Origin of the sequence: Desulfosporosinus metallidurans, from assembly GCF_001936615.1 — a bacterium.
Classification (GTDB): Bacteria; Bacillota; Desulfitobacteriia; order Desulfitobacteriales; family Desulfitobacteriaceae; genus Desulfosporosinus; species Desulfosporosinus metallidurans.
On record NZ_MLBF01000006.1, the window covers coordinates 1 to 19,848 of the forward strand.

Consider the following 19,848-nt stretch of genomic DNA (forward strand, 5'->3'; position numbering starts at 1 on the left):
ATTCATAGGTTTACTATTTTACACTATGACTATCATGTAATTCAAGTAAAGCTACACTCTAGTATGAACCTAATACGAAATAGTATGAATTTGTAAAGATCAACCAATACATCAGACTGTCGGATACATTGTATACCGGTATCTCGTTTGTGCAGGAACAGGTAGAAATAAAAATACCCTATAGAATAGACATTTAATAATTGTCTATTCTATAGGGTATTTAATAATATGTTTTTAAGAGGGCTTTCCGATGAAAGCCCTCTCTACAGAGTTTAGGTATAGTTATTATTGTTGAACTTCTGTGGGGAAAAGTTTGGCCCAACCAACCTCATACCCTGATAGCAAGCTCTTGGCATTCACGCCAATGGTGTTCAATAACGCAACTGTTTGTCCTGCCGTTATACCCGAATAGCAATTCACAATAACCGTTTTTCCTTTGCCCTTTTCGATAATAGTATCGAGGTTTTTGGCAATTTCGGTTCCATAGGGATAATTAATAGCACCTTTAATATGGCCTTTAGCAAAATCCTCTGGTTTTCGAATATCAACCAACATATAACTATCTGGACTACTTGCTAATTTATCATGGAGGATTTTACCGTCTATGAAGTTGGAGTCTTCTGGCAGTTTGAAGAAATAATCTTTGACCACTTTATCAATCGTTTTATTTGGGCTATCGACTGCAGGTGAACTTGGCATGTTCACGGCATCGGTCACAACGGGATATTTTGAACCCAGCCAACCTTTCACTGGATCTGGAGATCCCATTCCTCCTATAAGAGTGAGTGTTTTAATACCTGCTATGTTTAAAGTTGAGGTGACTTGAGCCGCGCTTTGACCGCTATAGCAGATTACTACGACAGTCTTACCTTTTGCTGCCGCACGGATTTTGTCAAGGTTGATCCCAATGTCTGTGCCAAATGGAACGTTTACCGCACCATTAATATGTCCTTTAGTATAATCCGTTGCTTTACGCACATCTAATACTAGGTAATTTGCAGGATTTTTTTCGAGTTCAGCTTTTAGTTTATCAGGCGCAATCAGATAGCTCCCTGAATCGGCTGCTGTATAGTAAAAGGTATTAATTGCGCCTTTAACAACCTTGACCGGATCTTCAGCGGGTGTTGAGGATGTTGTTGGTAGAACTGTACTAGAAGTTGTTGGAGCAGCCTGCTGTCCACACCCACTCAGCAATAAACTCAGGACAAGAATCAATAGAATAGTATAATTAGTTTTTCTCTTTAACATCTTTACTCTTCCTCCAATTATTCCCTACTATAAGTGAATAACCACCACTACCTACGAACGGCTTAGCACCCCCCTCCCCTCCAAACCATTAAAAACAGTATACACCGAACTACTATAAAATGTATACAAATTTTCCACACTTATCCATGATTAATCCCTATAGTGAGGTTGCTCTCCCTTTTTTTCCCACAGAAATGCCCTCCCATAGTTAGATAATAATTCTACCATGAGAGGGCTCTTTATTGTTATGTCCGAGATACAGGTCTGCCAATAACAACTGAAGCACTAATTTTTATGCAGCACAGTCTTTTCCCCATTCGGTCCCGTCAACCACTCATCCTGTTCCACTAAATAAAAACCTGTAAACCCTCCCATATCTTCCATAGGAATGAGTATTGCTCCGGGGATCGGGATGTTTGGGGAATAAACAATTTCCAACACGGTGTCTTCCAATCTTAATATTCTTCTCTTATACCGAATTCAGCAGATTCTACCCATTCTTCTGAGCGGTTAATGAGTGAAATTAACAGATCAATTATTGCGTAATGATCTTCTTCTTGTTTTATCAAGTATTCAAATAACCTTTTCGATTCATCATCTATTGCTTCGGATAAGTATTTTCGATAAAGAGTGATACTTTCTATTTCATTTTCTAAAGCCAGTCTATACACATCTAGTTGATTAGGTATTTGTTTAATTCCACTCTTAATAGCCCCAATGTCACTAAATACATTTTTAGCTTCCGATAGCGTTTCATTTTGTTTTAAATCATAGGATAGCTTATTAGCTTTATTTTGTAAAATTTTGGCATGCATAGTTTCATCTTTAGCCAACATACGAAAGACTGTGCTTAATCTATTGTCTTTATTGATTTCAGCCTGTTCAGTGTAATATTTTTCCCCTTCAAGTTCCATTTTCATTGCAAATTCTAAAATATTCATATACTTACCTCCCAATCAAGATATTAAAAGATACCTGCATCGACACTTTGAAATGCTTTCCTAATCAAAAGATCTACACCCTTGCTTTTGTGCACTTGTCCACCAAGTAAACAATTGACTGATAGCTAATACCGCTATGAAGGGAAAGTCCAATTTCACACGTTCGACTGTTTGAGTACCCTGCTTGGCAGTCCTTTGGTAGAGCATCCTTGAGCGTTTCTAAGGCTGAACGGTTTAATTCAGGAACTGTAAATCCACGGTCCCCTGCAAAACCACAACAGTGCACATCCATTGGCATAACGACGTTTTCTGCGCACGCTTGAGCTACAGCGTAAAACTTATCTTTTAAGTTCATTTTAGTTGAGCTACAGGTTACATGAACTGCGATCGTTTCCTGTATTTGATTGAATGTAAGTCGATTTAGTAGAAAGTCGTGAATAAATTCAACGGGTTCATAGAGTGTTATGGAGTGCATCACCCGCTTCATCCGATATAAACACGGGCTTGTATCACACAAAATCGGGTACTTGCCTCCTTCACTTGCAGCGAACAAAACCTTCTCAAGCTCAGAACTCTTTCTGTCTGCTGTCTCGAAAAATCCCTTGCTTTCCCAGGGCATACCACAACAAAGCTCACTCATCTTTGGCGGCATAATCACTTCATAACCTGCCTTTGCCAAAACAGAAAGCACTGCGTCACTTAAGGCCCTCTGATCTCGATCATTTTTTGCTGCACCCATCGAACGGCTGATACAACTTGGGAAATAGACGACTTTCAAAGGAGATGAACCATTATCTTGCTTGTGAGCCGGAACTCTCCCGCCTTTTGGCATCCATGGGTTCCATAGAGGAATAGCGTTTCTTGTAATTTTTCTGGCCCCTTGTGTTAGACCTTCCATCACCGTCGTGCCTAAAATACCATGTACTCCATCGACCGTTCCCAATCCAAAGCGCATGATCCCCGTCACGCCGGTCATATGATTCGCCAAACTCTCTGCAATCCAACGGCTAGTAGGCGTTACCGATTGTGAACGCAAGAATTTTACATAATCTCCTGTGTTTATTCCCAAAGGACAGGTAGTAGCGCATAATCCATCGACGGCACAAGTTTTATTACCTGGATAATCAAAATCTTTTTCTAGACGGGATAAGCGTTCTGGCTCTTGCCCCGTTCGTCGCAACTCTTGAATTTCTCGTTGAATCACAATCCGTTGTCGTGGAGTTAACGTGAGATTTTTTGATGTACAAATAGCTTGGCAAAAACCGCAGTTCGTACAGGTATCAATAATTTTGTGAGCCTGAGGCATATTCTTTAAGTTTTCTAAGTAAACATGAGGATTGTCGTTGATGATGACTCCCGGATTAAGGAGGTTTTCCGGATCGAACGTAGCCTTAAGACGTTTCATTAAAACATAAGCTTTTTTCCCCCATTCCAGTTCAACGAAGGGCGCCATATTGCGGCCTGTTCCATGCTCTGCTTTCAAGGACCCGCCAAAGCGTCTCACTACCAGATCACTTACATCCTGCATCAACCCTTCGTAACGCGGTAAATCCTCAGGACGACCAAAGTCTTGGGTAAAAACAAAATGAAGATTCCCATCTAGGGCATGCCCGTATATGATAGCATCAACATAGGTATATTTGTCCAAGATTTCTCTAAGTGCTAAAGTCGCTTCGGCTAAATTTTCTTTAGGAAAAGCCACATCTTCTATGACCACTCCTGTTCCTAAGCCTCTTATCGCCCCTACTGCCGGAAAAATCCCTTTACGAATGTTCCATAGGTTCTCGTACTCTGCTTTCACCGCGGTAAAACTCATGGGCAGTACGGTTGGGATTTCTTTAAGAAGCTCTTCCACGCGCATAATTCTTTGTTCCAGCGATTCTGGATCCACACCCCGAACCTCGACAAGCAGCGCAGTGGCGGTTGAAGAAAGGGTTTTTAGATATTCAGGCATGCCGGGTTTTTCTTCCATGGTCTTTAACGAGATTCTGTCCATTAATTCAGCAGCAGAAACTGTTTCCCTATCTAATTTCTGAACTGCTAAGCAAGCCTGTTCCATATTTGAATAGATAATCAACGCTGAAGCCTTATGCGCATGCTCGATCACTGTATGATAAGTAATCTCTGACATAAAGCCCAAAGTTCCCTCGGACCCAATCATAAGGTGTTTAATAATGTTGATAGGGTCGTCAAAATCCACAAAGGCATTGAGGCTATATCCTGTTGTATTCTTAATTTTATATTTATGGCGTATCAAAGCTGCCAACTCTGGATCAGCCACGATCTCATCTCTGATTTCCTGAATCTTATTGACCCACTCGGAATGAGTGTTGACAAAATCCGAGCAAGACGCCGGGTTCCCTGTATCCAGCAACGTTCCATCACCAAAGATGATTTTCATTTCAGCAACGGTTTGATAACTGTTATCGGCGGTTCCGCAGCACATGCCACTGGCATTATTGGCGGCTATTCCCCCGATCATGGCGTGATCTATGGATGCTGGGTCTGGTCCTATTTTTCGAGCATATCCTGTCAAAAAACGATTTGCCTCAGCCCCAATAATTCCTGGTTCTAAGGCTATCTTTTCTCCGCTATCCAGAATCGAATAACTTCGCCACGCCCCTTGTAATACAATAAGGACAGAGTCCGTCACAGCTTGTCCTGAAAGGCTTGTCCCAGCCGTTCGAAAGGTTACAGGAACTTTAAAGTCTTGGGAAGCTTTTAAAATTCGCGTTATCTCCTCAGGGGTGCGAGCCTTTAGAATAATTTTGGGGATCAAGCGATAAAAGCTGGCATCGATCCCATAGGCCAATGTGTGCAAAGGGTCACAAAAGCGACGATTGACCGGGATAAAGTGAACTACTCGTTCCCAAAAGGCTTGAAACGATTTCGGTAATCTCGCTACGTCTTCTAAAAGAACTTGGCTCAATCAAAATCTCCCCTCTCTATTCTAGATGGGTCAACTTACTATTCATTCCACGTTTGTAAGATTTTTACGAGATGGTGATAGGCAGGACATTATAATCCTGCCTATTCCTATCTAAGGTATGGGACTACGAGCAGCTTTGCAAAGACAATGTATGTACAGGGAGCCAGCTCAGCCCTAAACACTTGGTTCTAAGATTATTATTCTCCAATATTCGCGAATATCCTTCTTGAAGAAATTATTTTTTTATAATTACTTTTGTTTAAAGATACTAAACTACTCCCAAGACCTTTTGGGACTCTTTTCAAAACTGTAATACCTATTTCACACTACTTTAGCGACTCAACTAATCGTTCAAGTACCGCCGTTACGAAGATGTTTCAAGATCTTGCTCTCTAAGATATAATATCTTTAAAACAAATGATGAGGAGAATCATGATGATCCGAACAATTCTTTGGTTTGTCTACTTTTGGCTATACCTAATTGCCATCGAACCCGCTCTTCTAAAAGTTAACCGCCTGACCAAGGAGGGAAAAATCGCCGAACGTGATCAGCTCACAGCACAAGTTGCCAAAAAATGGGCTCAGTCTCTCGTAAGGTTTGCGGGAGTTACGGTTGAGATCACTGGAGAAGAGAAGATCCCATCAGGCCCAGTCCTCTTTGTGAGTAATCACCAGGGGAATTTTGATATTCCAATTCTCTTGGGTTATATTAACAAACCAAAGGCCTTCATTGCCAAAATCGAACTGCTCAAGATGCCTCTCATTCGCACTTGGATGACTCATATGAAATGTGTTTTTATGGACCGCTCCGATATCAGGCAGTCTCTCAAAGTAATTAACCAGGCCGCAGAGCATCTAAAGGAAGGTTATTCTATGGTCATCTTCCCTGAAGGCACGCGGAGCAAAGGTGAGTTTCTCGGAGAATTTAAACCCGGAAGTTTGAAGTTGGGATTGAAGGCCGGGGTTCCCATCGTTCCGATTACAATCCGTGGGTCTTATAAGATCATGGAACAAAACGGATTTATAATTAAACCAGCTCTTGTGGAGATCACAATTTCCGACCCCATCTTAACGGACGGACTCACTAAGGACAAAGGCACGGAATTACCTGAAAAAGTCCGGCAAATTATTGAACAAGGATTGAAGCACTAGATACTTGCAGATCTCTTTGAATCCACGATCCACTTCGTCTGTCAGCACTGACCGCTGACATCTAAAATGAATTCACTATATTAACATACTTGACGGAAGTAACAAATATATAGTATTATACTTACATAAGGTAAGTAGGTATTTGATTTTATCATACCTTTACCGACTTACCTTATGACTAGAACAACGATTTACAAAAAACTGAGCAGATTGAGGTGTGTGAGATGATCAAACTTATTAAAGGGCAACGAGTGAGTGATGGGGCTGGTGTCAAGCTGAATCGTGTTATCGGGACTCAAACTTTAGACCATGCCGATCCATTCTTTCTCTTAGACGAATTCAGAAGCGACAACAAGGACGATTACATCGCCGGCTTTCCGATGCATCCGCATCGAGGGATAGAGACGATTACGTATATGATCGAAGGTCAATTTGTTCATCGCGACTCTAAGGGAAATGAAGGGGATTTAAAGGCGGGAGAGGTTCAATGGATGACTGCTGGCCGTGGAATCTTGCACGAGGAAATGCCGGCCATGACCGATGGTCATTTGTGGGGCTATCAGTTATGGATTAATCTTCCTGCTAAAATCAAAATGATTGAACCAAAATACAGGCATATTAAAAACGAGGATATGCCGCTTGTTAAAAAACTGGGTGTTGAAGTCAAAATAATTTCTGGAGTCTTTGATCATCAAGAAGGGCCCGTACAATCCTTCTATCCGATTACGTATATGGATGTAAGATTGGAGCACGGTATTTTTGAAACTGCAACAAAGGGAACTAATCTTATCTACGTCCATAGCGGAAAGGTCACTGTTCAAGCAGGAGCTGAGCAGCTCGAAGCCGAAGCTGGAAACCTAATTTTGGTTGAAAACGTTGATAGCCTCAATGTTAAAGGAGATCAGGGTGGCTTCTTATTCCTCAGTGGAGAGCCTATAGGTGAGCCAATTGCCCGCTACGGCCCTTTCGTCATGAATACCAATGAAGAAATTCAGAAAGCCATCCAAGATTTTAACGACGGTGTTCTCGATAATTAATAATAAATTAGAGGAGTTGATTGACCCATGATTACTGGAGATATGTCGATCACTGAGATTGTGGAAAAATATCCGAAAACGGCAGATGTACTTCTAAGTTACGGCATGCATTGTTTCGGTTGTATGGCTGCTCGCTACGAAAACGTGGAACAAGGCGCATTAGCACACGGTATTGATGTTCCACGTTTGCTCAAAGACCTAAATTCCGCAACAGTAACAAACTAAGACGAAACGAAAACCAGCAGACTCCCTAGGCTAGAATGATCTAGTCTAGGGAGTCTGCTATTCTTTTGTTTCCGTGGACGGCTCCTTTAGAGACCCGAATCCGTAATTGTTCAGTGGCGATGGTTAAAGCTAAAGCTCTCTTTCGCTTTAACCATCGCCACAACGACTTCGTTCACGGGAACTGGGACCCCCGATTCATGGGCAAGTTTTACGACCGCGCCGTTTAAGGTCTCGATTTCCGTCCTGCGACCGCTCTGAATATCTTGAAGCATCGAGGCATGGTGTGCGGACGTTGGTGGAATTAAGTAGCTATAGAATAATCAGGACCAACATGTGTTATGGTAGCCGATTTTTGTGGATATTTGAAAATATATTGTTTTCCTCATACGTTTTTCTCGTACGTTTTCTCTTCTGTTCTTTCGAACATCCTTATATAATTTCGTCTAGGCGCCACACTTTTGTAGGCTGGTCGGATGATTTTCCCGGAATTAACGATTTCTTCAATGCGATGGGCACTCCAACCTACAATTCGAGAGATGGCAAAAATAGGTGTAAACATCTCTATTGGGATATTGAGCATTCTGTAAACAAAACCAGAATAGAAGTCGACGTTGGCACTGACACCCTTATACATTTTATTTGACTTTGAGATCACCTGAGGAGCCAATCTCTCAACCGCTGCGTAGAGATTAAATTCGTCTTCTAAACCCTTTTCCCGGGCCAATTGGGCAACATACTCTTTGAGAATAACCGCTCTTGGGTCCGAGATAGAGTAGACGGCGTGGCCAATCCCATAGATTAGGCCTGATCGGTCAAAGGCCTCTTTGGTCAGAATCTGAGTCAGATAACGCTCTATCTCTTCATCATCCTGCCAATCCTTTAATTTGTCTTTAATGTCCTCAAACATCTGGACAACCTTGATATTAGCCCCTCCATGGCGCGGGCCTTTAAGCGCACCGATGGCAGCCGACATCGCTGAGTAAGTATCCGTTCCCGTCGACGTTACGACGTGAGTCACAAAGGATGAATTGTTACCCCCTCCATGTTCGGCATGAAGCACGAGGGCCAGATCAAGCAGCTTTGCCTCTAATTTTGTGTAATTACTATCCGGTCTCAACATAGAAAGGATGTTCTCTGCAGTACTTAACTTTGTTCGCGGACTATGAATATATAGGCTTTGATTATCATGGTAGTGGGAGTAAGCTTGATAGCCATAGACCGCCAAAGACGGGAAGCACGCAATTAGGCCAAGGCATTGTTTTAAGACATTACTAATCGTTGTATCATCAGGATTATCGTCAAAGGAGTACAAGGCTAAGACACTTCTGGCTATCGTATTCATGATATCTCTGCTCGGAGCCTTTAAAATCACGTCCCGGGCGAAATCCTCCGGTAGCCTTTGATATTGTGCAAGAAGTTGTTGAAAATTTTCTAGGGCCTGCTGGTCCGGGAGTTGCCCAAAGAGCAGCAAATACGTAGTCTCTTCAAATCCATAGCGATTATCCTCTTTAAAGCCTTTAACAAGATCCGCAATATCATAGCCTCGGTAGATTAACCGGCCTGGAACGGGTACGATTTCCCCTTCATCTAAAATATAGGAATGGACTTCGCCGATTTCCGTTAGACCTACAAGTACCCCCCTGCCGTCTAAATCACGCAGTCCACGTTTGACCTGATATTTGCTGTATAGTTCAGGATTAATCGAACTGCTTTTTTCGGCCATTCTACTGAACTCGCGCAGCGTTTTCTCTTCAGACTGTTCTAAAATGTAATCTCCCATATACAATTCCCCTCTTTAATAGTTTCCCAAGAATAAGTTCTTGAATTACTTAAAAATAAGACTGGCATTTTTTTGATTCTTTTGATCCAAGTTGCATCTTTCACTAGCTTACCCATACCCAGAAACAAATTTCCGCTTAACCTAAAATTTTACCTAAAAAACAAACCCTAGACAAAGGTCTAGGGTGACAGCTAACGAAAAAAGCAAAGAAACGGCTTTATACGATTTGCCCATCCCCGTAGATCACATATTTAATCGTGGTTAGCTCCCTTAAACCCATCGGCCCGCGGGCATGCAACTTTTGAGTGCTGATTCCGATTTCTGCCCCAAAGCCAAACCGTCCCCCGTCCGTAAAACGCGTGGAAGCATTTACGTAGACCGCTGCCGCGTCGATTTCTCTCAAAAATCGTTGAGCCCTAGTATAATTTTCAGTGATGATGGTTTCTGAATGTTTGGTGCTGTATTTATATATGTGGTCAAGCGCTTCACCAAGATTGGCTACGACCTTAACACTTAAAATCAGGTCGAGATGTTCAGCTACCCAATCCTCTTCCGCTGCGGGAAGTGCATACGGCATGATGGCACATGTTTTTGGGCATCCTTTTATTTCGACATGATGGTTTTGTAACTCTTGTCCCATCCGCCGGAGAAAGTCTTCGGCAATCGCCTCATCTACCAGAAGGGTTTCCAAGGCGTTACAAACGCCGGGGTTTTGAGTCTTGGCATTAATTACAATGGGAATTGCTTTTTCGTAATCTGCATCCCGGTCCACGAAAGCATGACACATGCCTGTTCCTGTCTCAATAACCGGCACTGTGGCATTTTGCACGACAGTTTGGATCAACCCTGCTCCCCCTCTGGGAATAATAACATCGACATAGTCATTTAATCGCATCAATTGTTGAACCCATTCCCGATTAGTCTCCGTAATAAGTTGAATACACCCTGACGGCAATCCGCTCTCTTCAGCGGCTTCCGCTATTACTCTCCCTAGAATTTTGTTACTCTCAAGGGCTTCAGAGCCCCCTCGCAGGATCACTGCATTACCAGATTTCAGACACAAGGCAGCTGCATCAACCGTCACATTTGGCCTTGCTTCATAAATCATAGCGACAACCCCTAGCGGAACGCGGGTCTGTTGGATACGAAGTCCATTAGGTCGAGTCCATACCTCCCCTTCTCCGACGGGATCACGTAAAGCGACCACTTCTTGAAGTGCTTTACTTATTTGCGTGATCCCTTCTAAGTTCAGTCTTAAACGATTAACTAGACTTTTCTTGATTCCTTTTTCCTCAGCCGCTTGAACATCGAATCTATTGGCCTGTAGGATTTCCTGCTCATTTTTCAGTAGAGCCTCTGACATAGCGAGTAGTGCGTTGTTTTTAGACTCTGTGCTCGCAAAGGCCAGCTGACGTGCAGCCTGCTTGGCCTTACGCCCAATTGCGAGTAATTCCTGATGAACCATTTTCAAGTCCTCCTTTTCTTTATTTCCAAAATACCACTTATATACTTCGTACTCATTCTTGCTTCAATTTCTTCAAATAAGTAACAAAGACTCCGGGTGCTACTTCTCGCTCCTCTAACGCCACAAATCCAAAGCGTTTATATAATTCTAGGGCTGGCGTGTTCTTGGAACCTGTCCATACGGTCATGAGTTCTGGGTCTTCTAACCCTTCTATTTTTCGCAGTAGTTTCCCTCCAATTCCCCTTCGAAAGAACTCTGGATGGACAACAAGCCTGCAGATATCAAGACCCTTTCTCGCCCTTTCATCTAAAAACCTCGCTGGGGTCAAACCTTGGCTGTGGCGGCCACCCTTGTCGCACTCACGGCACTTCACACTTATGCCTTCTGACTCGTATGAAATAGCCCCCACGAGAGTCTCTCTGTCAAAATAACCGTAAAATTGTTCATTCGAACTACGCAATGTTTCTAACGTATCTTTTAAAGGCGGAAGATCTGCGTACCCTATTAAACTTGCTTCAACTTGGTAGGATAATTGCTGAAGGTCGAGGAGCTGTCTGGCTTCACTATCTTCTGCGAAATTCAACCTTCTCATCATGCGTCCACCATAAGGGTCATATTATCACGATGAATCACTTCTTGACCGTCAAAATCCGAAATGATTTGATGCATCTTCTCGGAATGCAACCCTTTGACCTGCTGAACCTCGTCACTTCTCAGTTCAACAACCCCCCTAGCAATTTCCTCTCCCTGCAGGTTCGTTATGCGCACAATTTCTTTGCGTTCCCAGGTCCCCTCAGTCCCTATAATTCCTTTGGCCAGCAAACTTTTCCCTTCGTCCATCAGAGCCTTTGCTGCTCCATCATCGACCTGGATACTTCCTTCAGATAAACCTGCATAAGCAATCCAACGTTTCCGGCCCACCAAACGATGCTTAGCCGGTTGAAAATAGGTTCCATTGGGTCCCTGCCCTTCACTAAGGTTTAGGAGTTCTCTGATCCGCGAGAAATTTAATAAGAGCATCCCAATTCCAAAACGCGTCGCAATTTTTGCCGCCCTGAGTTTCGTGACCATTCCTCCGGTACCTAATAAAGACCCTGCCCCGCCAGCCATGTTCTCCACTGCCGAAACATCTGTCACTTCTTTAATGAGCTCTGCTGCTGAATTGTTTTTTGGATTAGCCGTATACAAACCATCTACATCCGTGAGAATGATTAATAAATCAGAGTGAACTAGCCCCGCAACTAAGGCGGATAAACTGTCATTGTCTCCAAAACAGAGTTCCTCCACCGCCACAGTGTCATTCTCATTAATTATAGGCACCACATGTAAGCGCAATAATTTGTCTAGGGTATTTTGAGCGTTATGATAGCGAGACGCTTCTGCTAGATCAATCCGAGAAAGAAGAATTTGGGCGCCTACCAAACCATGTCGCTCAAAATTCCGGGCATACCTTTCAATGAGCACCCCCTGTCCAACAGCCGACACCGCTTGCTTACCAGCCAGATCCTGGGGACGCACAGGAAGGCCCAGTTGCCCCATCCCAGCAGCCACCGCACCGGAGGTCACTAAAATGCACTCTATTCCCTTTTGTTTCAAGGCTGCAATCACAGCAACGATTTCGGAAATGGCTTGATCATCCAACCCTCCTTTAGGATGATTCAAACTGCTGCTTCCTATTTTTATAACAACTCGCCGAACCTCATGTGCTGTCACTTCGAATACTCTCCTTCCATGTCTTCGGCACGCTGAGCACAGGCTTGAACCGCCTTCACGACGATTTGGGGGAATTTCTCTTCCTTAAAAACACTTAGCGCAGCGTAGGTCGTCCCATTAGGAGAAGTCACTTCCTCGCGCAATTTACCCGGAGATTTTCCACTTTCCGTCAGCATCTTACCTGCACCCACTAAAGTTTCGCGAGCTAACCTCTCGGCTTCCGCTTCACTTAATCCTAATTGAACCCCAGCCTGAATCAAACTTTCGGTGAAAAGATAGAAATAGGCCGGCCCACTTCCACTTAAGGCAATTAAAGCATTCATTTTTTCTTCCGGAATCCACAGAGTCTGACCAATAGACGAGAAAATACGTTCCGCAATCGCAGCCTGCTCTTCAAGGACGTTTTCCCCGCGCACCAACCCCGTCATAGAGTGCAAAACCGCCGTCGAAGTATTCGGCATGGCCCGAACCACCGCAACATCCGGAAGGTGCTTACTAAAGACCTCCAAAGGAATACCCGCTGCCACACTGATGATCAGCTTATCATCTAATCTATAATTCTTTAGAGTTTTCAAGACGTCCTGAACATCTTTCGGCTTTACCGCAATGATCAAAACACTAGAAGCATCCACAAGTTCCTGCATTTGGGTAGCCATAATATTATAAGTGTCAACTAAGCGCTGAATCCGTTCGTGATTCGTGCGATTCGTAACCCGAATCTGGCGATCCGTATCCGTTTTCCGAAGCCCACCGATAACGGCCTCCGCCAAATTCCCCCCACCAATAAATCCAATACTCTGGTTCATAAACAACACCCTTTCATCGTACAAGTCGGGGACGGTTCTTGGCTTTCAATTCTCCCAAGAATGCAAGTCAAGAACCGTCCCTCTACTTGCATTCCAAAAAAAGGCCTCTTTCATCCCTTATTAAGGGACGAAAGAAGCCTTCCGCGGTACCACCTTTATTGCTTACGCCAACTTTAAGCTACTGGATTAATCCAATAACCTTCCGTTTAACGGTGGAAACCGTCTGATTCTTCATCAGAGCATCACGACTGGGCTTCCAATATCGTTGTGGAAAAACTTTCAGCGTTTGTTTTTCTCTCTAAACGCACCGATTACTGTACTGGGTCGATCATTTGCATTCCGCATTATTAAAGTTTACTATACTTTATCCTATTCTTCCAAAAAGTTCAAGGTTCTATACTCTAATCGTGATCCTCTATTTCAGCGCCTCAACGACAGCATTTCCCATTTCTCGAGTTCCTAATACTTTTTCCCCTGACTTAGCTAAATCCGGAGTGCGATATCCCGCTTGTAGTACTCGCTCCACCGCTCTCTCAATCCTTTGCGCCTCTTCTTCTAGACCAAACGAATAGCGCAACATTAAGGCTCCAGAGAGAATCGTAGCTAAAGGATTAGCAAGATTTTTACCTGCAATATCTGGTGCTGAACCATGGGCTGGCTCATAGAGCCCTTTGTTCCCATTTAAGCTGGCTGAAGATATCATGCCAATAGAGCCCATGAGCATTGATGCTAAGTCTGTCAGAATGTCTCCAAACATATTTTCCGTCACGATCACATCAAATTGAGCAGGCCAGCGGACTAATTGCATAGCCGCATTGTCGACATACATATGCGTCAATTCTACTTCGGGGTATCTTTTGGCGATTTCCACAGTTATTTCACGCCAAAAACGAGAGGATTCCAACACATTCGCTTTGTCCACAGAACAAAGTTTTCCGCGCCTTTTTGCGGCCATTTGAAAACCCATTTCTACAATGCGTTGGATTTCTTCTTCTGTATAAATTAAGGTGTCGAAAGCACTTTTGGGGTTTGTCCCTCTCCCTTTCTCACCGAAGTAGAGGCCACCCGTCAGTTCACGTAAAACGACGAGATCGACATTCTCCACCACTTCAGCTCGTAGCGTAGAAGATTCCACCAACATGGGGAGCATTTTAACGGGGCGTATATTGGCATAAAGGCTAAGTGCTTTTCTAATCGCCAGAAGGCCGCCCAGTTCAGGACGTTGTGGTGCCGGTAGTGTGTCCCACTTGGGACCACCGACCGAACCTAATAGTATAGCATCGGCTGCTTGGGCCGCAGCGAGAGTTTCATCAGGCAATGCTTTGCCTGCTTCGTCAATAGCCGCTCCACCGATTAACCCGTACTGAAAGTTAAGGCTGGTCGAACGGCCTTTTAAGACTGCTTCTAAAACCTTAACCGCTTCCGGAGTAATTTCTTTGCCTATTCCATCTCCCGGTAGCACTAAAACATTAGGCATTCTTTTTTCTCCCTTCCACGTAAGGAATAAGTCCACCCGCGCGAATCAGATCCTGCATAAAGGGAGGAAAAGTGCGAGCCTGATATTTCGTATTATTCGTCCGATTCTCTATGGTTCCAGTGGCAAGATCAACCACGATCTCATCCCCTAGCGAAATTCCAGCTACCGCTTCTGGGCATTCCATAATCGGAAGTCCAATATTTAACGCATTGCGATAAAAGATGCGAGCAAAGGATTCGGCAATGACCACTGTGATGCCACAGGCCTTAATAGCGATCGGAGCATGCTCACGTGAGGAACCGCACCCGAAGTTTTTCCCACCAACCATGATGTCCCCAGCTTTAACGTCCTGGGCAAAGTTTGTACCGGCATCTTCCATGCAATGTGCTGCAAGATGTTCAGGCGTCGATTTATTTAAATAACGTGCAGGCAAAATGACATCCGTATCGATGTCATGCCCAAACTTCCACGCTTTCCCCAATTTAAACTACCTCCTCTGGATGAGTAATTTGACCCTTGATCGCGGATGCCGCTGCGACAGCCGGGTTGGCTAAGTAGATTTCACTCTCCACATGCCCCATTCGTCCCACAAAGTTACGATTTGTGGTGGATATGGCCCGCTCTCCTTTGGCCAAAATACCCATGTGTCCACCCAGACAAGGTCCACACGTCGGTGTGCTCACGGCGGCTCCGGCATCAATCAACGTCTCGATGATCCCTTCACGCATAGCCTCCCGCAGAATGGTTTGGGTTCCAGGGAACACCAAGAGGCGAATTTCGGGGTGTACTTTCTTACCACGCAAGACATCTGCAGCGATCCGCAGATCTTCCAGTCGGCCATTTGTGCAGGATCCGATCACGACTTGATCAATTTTAATGCCGCTAGCTTCCTGTATAGATTTGGCGTTTTCTGGAGAATGAGGATATGACACTTGTAAGGGGATATCTGCTACATTAAACTCCTGAACTTCCATGTAATTTGCTTCTTTATCACTATAGTACAAAGGATAGGAGCGGCGTGCCCGTCCTTCGAGATAAGCAAACGTCTTCTCATCGGGAGCAATGATTCCATTTTTAGCGCCCGCTTCAATTGCCATATTACACATCGTGAACCGATTATCCATGGATAAGGCGGAGATTCCTTCGCCTGTAAACTCCATGGCTCGGTAGCGTGCTCCATCAACACCCAGTTTTCCTATCAGATAAAGGATCAGGTCTTTACCCCCGACCCATTTTTGAAAATTTGTCCCATGAAAGATGAACTTCATGGATTCCGGAACTCGAAACCATGCTTCGCCAGTCGCTAAACCCGCTGCTAAATCGGTGCTTCCTACTCCTGTTGCAAACGCACCAACTGCTCCATACGTACATGTATGGGAGTCCGCGCCAATAATCAGGTCTCCTGGCAAAGTCAGTCCTTGTTCTGGTAGGAGGCAATGTTCAATTCCCATCCGTCCAACTTCAAAATAATGTTCGATCTTTTGTTTTCGAGCAAAGTCACGCATTACCTTACACTGCTCGGCCGATAATATATCTTTATTTGGAGCAAAATGGTCTGGAACCAAAGCCACTTTGGTCGAATCAAACACAGTATCTGTTCCAAATTTGGCAAACTCTTGAATTGCGACTGGGCCTGTTACATCATTTGCTAAGACTAAATCTAGCTTCGCGGTGATCAGTTGCCCTGGAACGACTTCATCCAAACCAGCATGTTGTGCCAGAATTTTCTCTGTAATGGTCATTGACATAACATTTATTCTCTCCCTTTAGCTTCGCTTAGTTCTCGCGAATCTTAATTCCAGCCTCTGAGCACCCACACTTTATTCATGTTTTTTAAGCCAACTCATCATTCCTCTTAGTTGTTCCCCGACTTTTTCAATCTGGTGTTTTTCTTCGTTCCGGGTCATAGCGTTAAAGGCCGGGCGATTTGCTTGATTCTCAAGTAACCATGCTTTGGCAAATCTTCCGTCTTGGATTTCTTCCAGAACCTTTTTCATTTCTTTACGGGTTTCTTGGTTGATGATTCGTTTACCGATGGTCATATCCCCATATTGGGCAGTATCCGAAACTGAATAACGCATCCAGCTTAAGCCGCCTTCATACATCAAATCGACGATCAGCTTAAGTTCGTGTAAACATTCAAAGTAAGCGATTTCCGGCTGATAGCCTGCTTCTACCAGGGTATCAAATCCAGCTTTGACGAGTTCTGAAGTCCCTCCACATAGGACCGCTTGTTCCCCGAACAAATCTGTTTCCGTTTCTTCGCCAAAGGTTGTTTCCAGAACGCCAGCTTTAGTTGAACCAATTCCCTTGGCATAGGCAAGTGCTAATTCTTTTGCTTTCCCAGTAGCATCTTGATGCACCGCGATTAATGAGGGTACCCCGGCGCCTTCTGTGTAGGTCCGACGAACCAAGTGACCTGGACTTTTAGGTGCCACCATGAAAACGTCGACATCACTTGGAGGAACAATTTGTCCAAAGTGAATATTAAACCCGTGCGAAAACACGAGAGCTTTTCCTGCTGTAAGATATTGTTTAATTTCAGCTTGATAGACTTTACTTTGGCTCTCATCTGGTAATAAGATTTGAATGACATCGGCACGTTTCGCAGCCTCTTCCACTGTCATGACTTCAAAGCCAGCAGCTTCTGCACGCCCCCAGCGAGCACTTCCGGGACGAAGTCCAATCAAAACTTTGAGTCCGGAATCTTTAAGGTTTTGGGCCTGGGCATGCCCTTGGCTCCCATATCCCATAACCGCAATTACTTTACCTTTTAAAAGTTCTAGGTTCGCATCTTCTTCATAATACATTTTTGCCATTTCAATAACTTCCTCTCAATTTTAGCCTTTTCTTGATAAGTTGATAGTTTAGTATACCATTGCTCTGGTTTGTCATGCTTCAGATCGCATAATGGCAATCTTACCTGTTCGTACCAATTCGACTAACCCATAGGGGCTAATTGAATTGACAAACGCATCAAGTTTCTCGCTGTCCCCTGTTATTTCAACCGTAATATTGCTTCTTCCCATATCCACGACCCGCCCTCGGAAAACATCGACTATCTGAAGAACCTCTGATCGTGTTTCCGCACTGACCTTAACACGAACTAATGCCAGTTCTCGATCAACAATACTTTCCTCGGTCAAATCCATGACAGTATGAACAGCCACTAATTTATTAAGTTGATTCCTCACTTGCTCGATGATCTGATCATCCCCATTGACGACGATCGTCATTCTTGAAAGTTCAGGATTCTCCGTCTGACAAACCGAGAGGCTATCAATATTATACGCCCTACGGGCAAATAGTCCAGCCACCCGGGCTAAAACACCAGGATGGTTCTCCACAAGGGCAGCAAGTGTATGCAACATGTTTCTACCTCCCTAGCATTTCCGTAATGGCTTTACCTGGTGGAATAATCGGCAAAACATCTTCGTGTGGCGAGATTACAAAATTTAACAACACTGGCCCGGGATGTTTGATTGCCTCCATAATAGCACTGTGAACCTGTTCAGTAGAATCGACTTGGATTCCTCGAATTCCATATGCTTCCGCTAGTTTAAGAAAATTGGGGTTATCATCGAGTTGTATACTGCTGTACCGTTCGTCGCAAAACATCTTTTGCCATTGGCGTACCATGCCCAGCACTCCGTTGTTCAAAAGTACTATTTTAATTGGAAGCTTATTATGGGCTATGGTGGCTAACTCCTGAATCGTCATTTGAAAGGAACCATCACCAGTGAACAAAAACACTAGATCGTCCGGACAAGCTATTTGCGCTCCAACTGCTGCAGGAAGGCCAAAGCCCATCGTTCCTAGTCCGCCACTCGTTGTTAGTTTGCGGGTGTGCATAATTGGATAAAACTGGGCTACCCACATTTGGTGCTGTCCTACATCGGTTACGACAATCGTATCCTCACCGGCAAGTTCGCCAACACTTTCTATGACCATTTGCGGTGTAAGTCTGTCTCTGTCAAACCTATAAGGATAAGTGATCTTCCAAGCGTTCAATCTCTCCCACCAGTCAGTGAATTTGGGGACGCTGCAACCCACTAAGCCGTTTAACGCCTCTTCCAGAACTAAGCGAGCATCCCCGACGATGGGGATATGTGTTTTCACGACCTTGCCAATCTCTGCAGGATCAATATCAATATGAATGATTTTTGCGTTGGTTGCGAAGGTATGCCCTAAACCACTTGTCACACGATCATCGAACCGTACCCCCACAGCAATTAGCAAATCACAATCATCCACGGCATAGTTCGCAGTCACGGTTCCGTGCATTCCAACCATACCTAATAGATTGGGATGATCAGAGGGCAAACACCCTATCCCCATCAAAGTCGTGACCACCGGCAAACCAGCTTTTTCAGATAACTGCTTTAAGACTTCCCCGGCTTCGGCTGTGATAACCCCTCCTCCGGCATAGATAACGGGCTTTTGTGATACTGAAAGTGCATTGAGTATTTCATTAATTTTTTCACCATCTACTCGGTCAAACACATGGTATCCATTTAATTTCATATCTGAAGAAATGGCCGCAACATCTTCTGCGGCTAAAATATCCTTTGGAAGATCGACGAGCACCGGTCCTGGTCGGCCAGTACGAGCAAGATAGAATGCTTCTTTGACAATCCGCGGAATCTCTCTGGCATCCTTAACCAAATAAGCGTGCTTAGTAATGGGCATGGTAATTCCTGTTATATCCGCTTCTTGAAAAGCATCTGTTCCCAGTAAAGATGTGGATACCTGCCCCGTCAAAACGACCATGGGAATAGAGTCTAAATAGGCATTGGCAATTCCCGTAACTAGATTCGTGGCTCCCGGACCGGACGTAGCTAAGCATACTCCAACCTTCCCACTGACTCGGGCATAGCCATCAGCAGCATGCACCACCCCTTGTTCATGACGTCCCAATACATGTCGAATGGGGCTATCCAATAAGGCATCATACAGGGCCAGTAATACCCCGCCCGGATATCCAAAGATGACGTCAACGCCTTCCTGTTCCAAGGCTTTTAATAAAACGGTTGCCCCCGTCATTCCGATTTTTTCTCCACTCATGCCCACACCCC

19 protein-coding genes are annotated in these 19,848 nt (G+C 44.3%); 3 read left to right on the plus strand and 16 right to left on the minus strand.

What is annotated here, in order from left to right; translation table 11 throughout:
• Positions 1 to 285: 285 nt before the first annotated feature.
• The 4 genes from DSOL_RS05815 to DSOL_RS05825 all read right to left on the minus strand — a co-directional run bounded on the left by DSOL_RS05815 (position 286) and on the right by DSOL_RS05825 (position 5,118).
• Positions 286 to 1,248, minus strand: a complete 963-nt coding sequence (locus DSOL_RS05815; protein ID WP_075363942.1) for a rhodanese-like domain-containing protein — start codon at positions 1,246 to 1,248, stop codon at positions 286 to 288.
• Positions 1,249 to 1,533: 285 nt separating this feature from the next.
• Positions 1,534 to 1,701 carry a hypothetical protein gene (locus DSOL_RS27850; RefSeq protein WP_170871447.1) on the minus strand — a complete coding sequence of 56 codons (168 nt, stop codon included), beginning with the start codon at positions 1,699 to 1,701 and terminating at the stop codon, positions 1,534 to 1,536.
• A gap of 2 nt (positions 1,702 to 1,703) precedes the next feature.
• Entirely contained in the window at positions 1,704 to 2,189 is a 486-nt protein-coding gene (locus DSOL_RS05820) for a ferritin-like domain-containing protein (RefSeq protein ID WP_075363943.1), read from the minus strand.
• Between the two features lie 73 nt (positions 2,190 to 2,262).
• Positions 2,263 to 5,118: an FAD-binding and (Fe-S)-binding domain-containing protein gene (locus tag DSOL_RS05825; protein ID WP_075363944.1), complete on the minus strand. Its 2,856-nt coding sequence runs from the start codon at positions 5,116 to 5,118 to the stop codon at positions 2,263 to 2,265.
• Positions 5,119 to 5,553: 435 nt separating this feature from the next.
• Between DSOL_RS05825 and DSOL_RS05830 the strand changes: the two genes are divergently transcribed.
• The 3 genes from DSOL_RS05830 to DSOL_RS05840 all read left to right on the plus strand — a co-directional run bounded on the left by DSOL_RS05830 (position 5,554) and on the right by DSOL_RS05840 (position 7,532).
• Positions 5,554 to 6,270: a lysophospholipid acyltransferase family protein gene (locus DSOL_RS05830; RefSeq protein ID WP_075363945.1), complete on the plus strand. Its 717-nt coding sequence runs from the start codon at positions 5,554 to 5,556 to the stop codon at positions 6,268 to 6,270.
• Positions 6,271 to 6,494: 224 nt separating this feature from the next.
• On the plus strand, positions 6,495 to 7,307 hold the full coding sequence (locus DSOL_RS05835) for a pirin family protein (RefSeq protein ID WP_075363946.1): 813 nt from the start codon (positions 6,495 to 6,497) through the stop codon (positions 7,305 to 7,307).
• 27 nt (positions 7,308 to 7,334) lie between these two features.
• Positions 7,335 to 7,532, plus strand: coding sequence for a DUF1858 domain-containing protein (locus tag DSOL_RS05840; RefSeq protein WP_075363947.1), 198 nt, complete (start codon positions 7,335 to 7,337; stop codon positions 7,530 to 7,532).
• 110 nt (positions 7,533 to 7,642) lie between these two features.
• Here DSOL_RS05840 and DSOL_RS05845 read toward each other — a convergent pair whose 3' ends face one another.
• From DSOL_RS05845 to ilvB, 12 genes are all read right to left on the minus strand, one after another.
• Entirely contained in the window at positions 7,643 to 7,834 is a 192-nt protein-coding gene (locus DSOL_RS05845; protein ID WP_282433528.1) for a ketopantoate reductase family protein, read from the minus strand.
• 80 nt (positions 7,835 to 7,914) lie between these two features.
• Positions 7,915 to 9,312 carry a citrate/2-methylcitrate synthase gene (locus DSOL_RS05850; protein WP_075363948.1) on the minus strand — a complete coding sequence of 466 codons (1,398 nt, stop codon included), beginning with the start codon at positions 9,310 to 9,312 and terminating at the stop codon, positions 7,915 to 7,917.
• A 217-nt stretch (positions 9,313 to 9,529) separates the two neighbouring features.
• Positions 9,530 to 10,777: a glutamate-5-semialdehyde dehydrogenase gene (locus DSOL_RS05855; RefSeq protein WP_075363949.1), complete on the minus strand. Its 1,248-nt coding sequence runs from the start codon at positions 10,775 to 10,777 to the stop codon at positions 9,530 to 9,532.
• A 52-nt stretch (positions 10,778 to 10,829) separates the two neighbouring features.
• Positions 10,830 to 11,372 carry a GNAT family N-acetyltransferase gene (locus DSOL_RS05860; protein WP_083642343.1) on the minus strand — a complete coding sequence of 181 codons (543 nt, stop codon included), beginning with the start codon at positions 11,370 to 11,372 and terminating at the stop codon, positions 10,830 to 10,832.
• Positions 11,369 to 12,490 carry a glutamate 5-kinase gene (gene proB, locus DSOL_RS05865; RefSeq protein ID WP_075363951.1) on the minus strand — a complete coding sequence of 374 codons (1,122 nt, stop codon included), beginning with the start codon at positions 12,488 to 12,490 and terminating at the stop codon, positions 11,369 to 11,371. The genes DSOL_RS05860 and proB overlap by 4 nt, the downstream gene beginning before the upstream one ends.
• On the minus strand, positions 12,487 to 13,296 hold the full coding sequence (proC, locus tag DSOL_RS05870; RefSeq protein WP_075363952.1) for a pyrroline-5-carboxylate reductase: 810 nt from the start codon (positions 13,294 to 13,296) through the stop codon (positions 12,487 to 12,489). The genes proB and proC overlap by 4 nt, the downstream gene beginning before the upstream one ends.
• A gap of 415 nt (positions 13,297 to 13,711) precedes the next feature.
• Positions 13,712 to 14,773 (minus strand): 3-isopropylmalate dehydrogenase, encoded by a 1,062-nt coding sequence (gene leuB / locus DSOL_RS05875; protein ID WP_075363953.1) that lies wholly within the window; start codon positions 14,771 to 14,773, stop codon positions 13,712 to 13,714.
• Positions 14,766 to 15,254 carry a 3-isopropylmalate dehydratase small subunit gene (locus DSOL_RS05880; protein ID WP_075363954.1) on the minus strand — a complete coding sequence of 163 codons (489 nt, stop codon included), beginning with the start codon at positions 15,252 to 15,254 and terminating at the stop codon, positions 14,766 to 14,768. Before DSOL_RS05880 ends, leuB begins: the two co-directional genes overlap by 8 nt.
• A gap of 1 nt (position 15,255) precedes the next feature.
• The gene (gene leuC / locus DSOL_RS05885; RefSeq protein ID WP_075363955.1) at positions 15,256 to 16,521 is read right to left on the minus strand and encodes a 3-isopropylmalate dehydratase large subunit; all 1,266 of its coding nucleotides are present in this window, start codon (positions 16,519 to 16,521) and stop codon (positions 15,256 to 15,258) included.
• A gap of 72 nt (positions 16,522 to 16,593) precedes the next feature.
• Positions 16,594 to 17,592 (minus strand): ketol-acid reductoisomerase, encoded by a 999-nt coding sequence (ilvC, locus tag DSOL_RS05890; protein WP_075363956.1) that lies wholly within the window; start codon positions 17,590 to 17,592, stop codon positions 16,594 to 16,596.
• 72 nt (positions 17,593 to 17,664) lie between these two features.
• Entirely contained in the window at positions 17,665 to 18,144 is a 480-nt protein-coding gene (gene ilvN, locus DSOL_RS05895) for an acetolactate synthase small subunit (protein WP_075363957.1), read from the minus strand.
• A gap of 4 nt (positions 18,145 to 18,148) precedes the next feature.
• Entirely contained in the window at positions 18,149 to 19,837 is a 1,689-nt protein-coding gene (ilvB, locus tag DSOL_RS05900; RefSeq protein ID WP_075363958.1) for a biosynthetic-type acetolactate synthase large subunit, read from the minus strand.
• Between the last annotated feature and the right edge of the window lie 11 nt (positions 19,838 to 19,848).